Here is a 4222-nt window from a genome sequence, read left to right on the forward strand (position 1 = left end):
GCGGCGGGCTGGGCGTTCATCGAGGTCGCGGACGCGGGTGAGGAGATCGAGCTGTCCGCGCCGGAGGACGTGCGGGTGCACTGGCTGCACCGGGGCGACGTCCCGCCGGGGAGCAGCGACGTGCTGGAGCGCGCGGTGCGCACCGTCGCCAGGCCCGAGGGCGCGCGGTTGTACGCGTGGATCGCGGGCGAGGCCGGGGTGATCAAGCCGTTGCGCCGCTGGGTGCGCGAGGAACTGGGCTTGTCCAAGGAGGACCACGACATCACCGGCTACTGGAAGCGCGGCGTCGCGGACTTCGACGAGGACGACGAGCACCCGGAGCACGGGCACCAGGGGCACGAGCACGACCACTGAGACGGGCCCGCCTCATGAGCGGGCCGAGCAAGGCCGACGCCGCAACCGAATGAGGAAAACAACGATGTCCACCACTGCCAGGTCCCCCCGCGTCGCGGGCGCGCTGCTGCTCTCGCTGGCCCTCGCGGTCGGCTGCTCGTCCGGCACGTCCGGCGAGGGCGCGGGCGGCGACGCGCAGTCCACCGCCGACGCGAACCAGACGCGCGTGGTGACCGCCGACAACGGCGAGATCACCGTCCCGGCCTCCCCCCAGCGCGTCATCGCGACCGGGTACGCGGTCCCCGCGCTGGTGGATGCCGACGCTGCGCTGGTGGGGATCTCCGCCTGGTGGCGCGGCGTCCCTATGATGGACGCCGAAGACCGTAAGAAGTACGAGGAGCTGCCGAAGGTCGCGGGCGAGGCCGCCTCGGAGACCAACTACGAGGCGATCGCCGAGGCCGAGCCGGACCTGATCGTGATCGGCGTGCCCAAGCCGGTGCTGGCCGACATCGACCTCAAGCGGCTGGAGTCGATCGCGCCGGTGGTCGCGATCGGGCCGTCGGTGCCGTCGATGTGGCGGGACCTCTCGCGCAAGCAGGCCGACGCGGCGGGCGCGGTCGCGAAGTTCGACGCGGTCAAGGCGGAGTACGAGAAGCAGGCCGCCGACCTGGCCGCGAAGTACAAGGACGTGCTGCCGAGCCTGAAGCTGGCGCACGTGGGCGCGTACGGCGAGGTCGCCAAGGGCAACTTCCAGCGCGAGTTCGACGGCTCCTGGGGCACCAACATCGCCCAGGACCTCGGCGCGAGCTACTACGGCGAGGTCAAGGTCAAGGGCGGCGGCTCGCGCGACGTCAGCGAGTACCCGTCGATCGAGGAGCTGCCCGCCGCGTTCGCCGAGGCCGAGGCGATCACCTACTCGGTGAAGGCCGACGGCTCGGTGCCCGCCCCGGTGCAGTACGTCATGGACTCGCCGCTGTGGAAGGAGCTTCCCGCCGTGAAGGCGGGCAAGACCTTCCCGCTGCGCTACACCGAGGCCGCGACCTACGAGGCCGCGAAGCTGACGCTCCCGCCCGCGGACGAGGGGTTCGCGCCGCGGCTGGCCACGTGCGCCGTGCGACGCGGGCGGCGGCCGGGGCGCGGGTCGCGCGCCGGGCCGCCGCCGTCGTGCTGCTGGTGGTGGCCGCCGTGGTGAGCCTGGGGGTGGGGGCGCGCTCGATCGCCCCCGGTGACGTGGTGCGGGTGCTGCTGTCCCCGGACGGCTCGCCCGACGCGATGATCGTGTGGGACGTGCGCGCGCCGCGCGCGGTGCTGGCGGTGGCCGCCGGTGCGGCGCTGGCGGTGGCGGGCGCGCTGGTGCAGGCGCTGTCGCGCAACCCGCTGGCGGAGCCCGGTGTGCTGGGCGTGACGGCGGGGGCCGGGTTCGCGATCACCGTCGGTTCGGCGCTGGGGCTCGCGGGCGCGGCCGGCGAGCTGGCGCTGTCGGTGCTGGGGGCCGTGCTGGCCGCGCTGCTGGTGTACGCGGTCGGCCGGACCTCGCCGCTGCGGCTGGTGCTGACCGGGGTGGCGCTGACCTCCGTGCTGTCCGGCGTGGGCCTGGGGCTTCGGCTGCTGGTGCCGGAGGTGTTCGACCAGTACCGGTTCTGGGCGGTGGGGTCGCTGGCCGGGCGCGAGCAGGCGCCGACGACGGTGCCGCTGCTGGCGATCGTGGTGGCCCTGGTGGGCGCGCTGGTGCTGAGCAGGCAGCTCAACGCGGTGGCGCTGGGCGAGGGCGTGGCGCGGGCGCTGGGGGCGAACGTGGCGCGGGTTCGGGTGGGGGCGCTGGTGCTGGTGACCGTGCTGGCGGGGGCGGCGACGGCGGTGGCCGGGCCGATCCTGTTCGTGGGGTTGATCGTGCCGCACCTGGCGCGGCGCGCGGCGGGGGCCTCGGCGCCGTGGCTGGTGGGGTACGCGCTGGTGCTCGGTCCGGTGCTGCTGCTGGTGGCGGACACCGCTTCCCGCGTGCTGCTGCCGACCGGCGAGGTGCCGGTGGCGATCGTGACCGCGTTCCTCGGCGGGCCGGTGCTGGCCTGGGCGGTCCGCAAGTACGGGGCGGCGGAGCTGTGACGGGCGCGGTCGTGGTGCGCGCGGGCCGGTTCACCGCCCGCGTGGAGCGGCGCGTGCTGGTGCTGACCGGCTGCGTGGTGGTGCTGATCCTGGGGCTCGGGCTGCTGGGGCTGTGCTCCGGGGCGTCGTGGGCCTCGCCGGCCAAGGTGCTCTCCGCGCTGACCGGGAACGGCGGGGTGGTGATCCGCGAGTGGCGGGCGCCGCGCGTGGCCGCCGGGCTGGTGTTCGGTGTGGCGCTGGGGCTGGCGGGCGCGGTGTTCCAAAACCTGACCCGCAACCCGATGGGCAGCCCGGACGTGATCGGGCTGGACGCGGGCGCCTACACCGGCGCGCTGATCGCGATCACCGTGCTCGCGGGCACGCCCGGTCAGCTGGCGCTCAGCTCGGTGCTCGGCGGGGCGGTGGCCGCCGCGGCGGTGTACCTGCTGTCGCTGGGCGGCGGGCTGTCCGGGTTGCGGCTGGTGGTCATCGGCATCGCGGTGAACGCGGTGCTGACGGCGCTGAACTCGTGGATCGTGCTGCGCGCGGAGCTGGAGGTGGCGATCGCCGCCGTCGGCTGGAGCGCCGGTTCGCTCAACGGGGTCGGCTGGGCGGACCTGGGCATCCCGTTCAGCGTGGTCGTGGTGCTGCTGGGGTGGTTGGCGGTCCGCTCGCGGGACGTCGGCCAGGCCGGGCTCGGCCCGGAGCTGGCGGTCACCACCGGGGTCCGGCTGGAGCGGCTGCGGTTGGAGCTGGTGGTGGTCGGCGTCGGCCTGACCTCGACGGTGACCGCCGTCGCCGGGCCGGTGGCGTTCATCGCGCTGGCCGCGCCGCAGATCGGGCGCAGGCTGGCCCGCTCCCCCGGCATCCCGCTGCTGCCCGCCGCGCTGACCGGCGCGGTGCTGCTGCAGGGGGCCGACCTGGTGGCGCAAATGCTGCTGGCCCCCGTCTCGCTTCCGGTGGGCGTGGTCAGCACGGCCATCGGCGGCTGCTACCTGATCTGGCTGCTCACCAAGGAGGTGCGGCGGTCGTGACCGCGCGCTTGACCGCCAGGGACGTGACCCTGCGCTACGGGGAGCGGGTCGTGTCGACCCGGCTCGCCCTGGACGTGCCGGACGGGGCGTTCACCGCCGTCGTCGGGCCCAACGCCTGCGGGAAGTCGACGCTGCTGCGCGCGTTCGCGCGGCTGCTCAAGGCCTCCGGCGGGGAGGTGGCGTTCGACGGCAGGTCCGTGGGCGACTACCCGACGAAGGCGCTGGCCCGCTCGCTCGGGTTCCTGCCGCAGGAACCCGTCGCCCCGGAGGACATCCGGGTGCGGCAGCTGGTGGCGCGCGGGCGGTTCCCGCACCAGTCGCTGCTGTCGGCCTGGTCGGAGCAGGACGAGGCCGCCGTCGCGCGGGCCGTGGAGGCGGCCGGGGTGGCGGAGCTGGTGGACCGGCCGGTGCGGGAGCTGTCCGGTGGGCAGCGGCAGCGGGTGTGGGTGGCCGTGGTGCTGGCCCAGGACACGCCGTACCTGCTGCTGGACGAGCCGACGTCCTTTTTGGACCTGACGCACCAGTACCGGTTGTTGGAGCTGCTGGCGGGGTTGCGCGACGGGGGGCGGACCGTGATCGCGGTGCTGCACGACGTCAACCAGGCCTGCCGGTACGCCGACCACCTCGTGGCGATGCGCGACGGTCGGGTGGTCGCCGAGGGCGCGCCGTCCGCGATCGTGGACGCCGCGCTGGTGCGGGAGGTGTTCGACCTGCCGAGCGTGGTGGTGCCGGACCCGGTGACCGGAACGCCGATGGTCGTGCCGGACCTCAGA

At 74.8% G+C, this 4222-nt stretch carries 5 protein-coding genes; all 5 read left to right on the plus strand.

What is annotated here, in order from left to right:
• The coding region (locus ACTUAL_RS31255; RefSeq protein ID WP_440902742.1) for a siderophore-interacting protein at positions 1-354 on the plus strand (354 nt) is incomplete at its 5' end.
• Positions 355-418: 64 nt separating this feature from the next.
• Positions 419-1525 carry an ABC transporter substrate-binding protein gene (locus tag ACTUAL_RS31260; RefSeq protein WP_440902743.1) on the plus strand — a complete coding sequence of 369 codons (1107 nt, stop codon included), beginning with the start codon at positions 419-421 and terminating at the stop codon, positions 1523-1525.
• Positions 1438-2436: a FecCD family ABC transporter permease gene (locus tag ACTUAL_RS31265; protein WP_440902744.1), complete on the plus strand. Its 999-nt coding sequence runs from the start codon at positions 1438-1440 to the stop codon at positions 2434-2436. The genes ACTUAL_RS31260 and ACTUAL_RS31265 overlap by 88 nt, the downstream gene beginning before the upstream one ends.
• Positions 2433-3449 carry a FecCD family ABC transporter permease gene (locus ACTUAL_RS31270; RefSeq protein WP_440902745.1) on the plus strand — a complete coding sequence of 339 codons (1017 nt, stop codon included), beginning with the start codon at positions 2433-2435 and terminating at the stop codon, positions 3447-3449. Before ACTUAL_RS31265 ends, ACTUAL_RS31270 begins: the two co-directional genes overlap by 4 nt.
• Positions 3446-4222: ABC transporter ATP-binding protein (locus ACTUAL_RS31275; protein WP_440902746.1), on the plus strand; the 777-nt coding region annotated here is incomplete at its 3' end. The genes ACTUAL_RS31270 and ACTUAL_RS31275, both read left to right, overlap by 4 nt.

It is taken from the genome of Actinosynnema sp. (genome assembly GCF_052038725.1).

What these genes read in the sequence shown, in the direction of transcription:
- ACTUAL_RS31260 (WP_440902743.1), top strand. Translation starts at nt 419, where the DNA reads ATGTCCACCACTGCCAGGTCCCCCCGCGTCGCGGGCGCGCTGCTGCTC.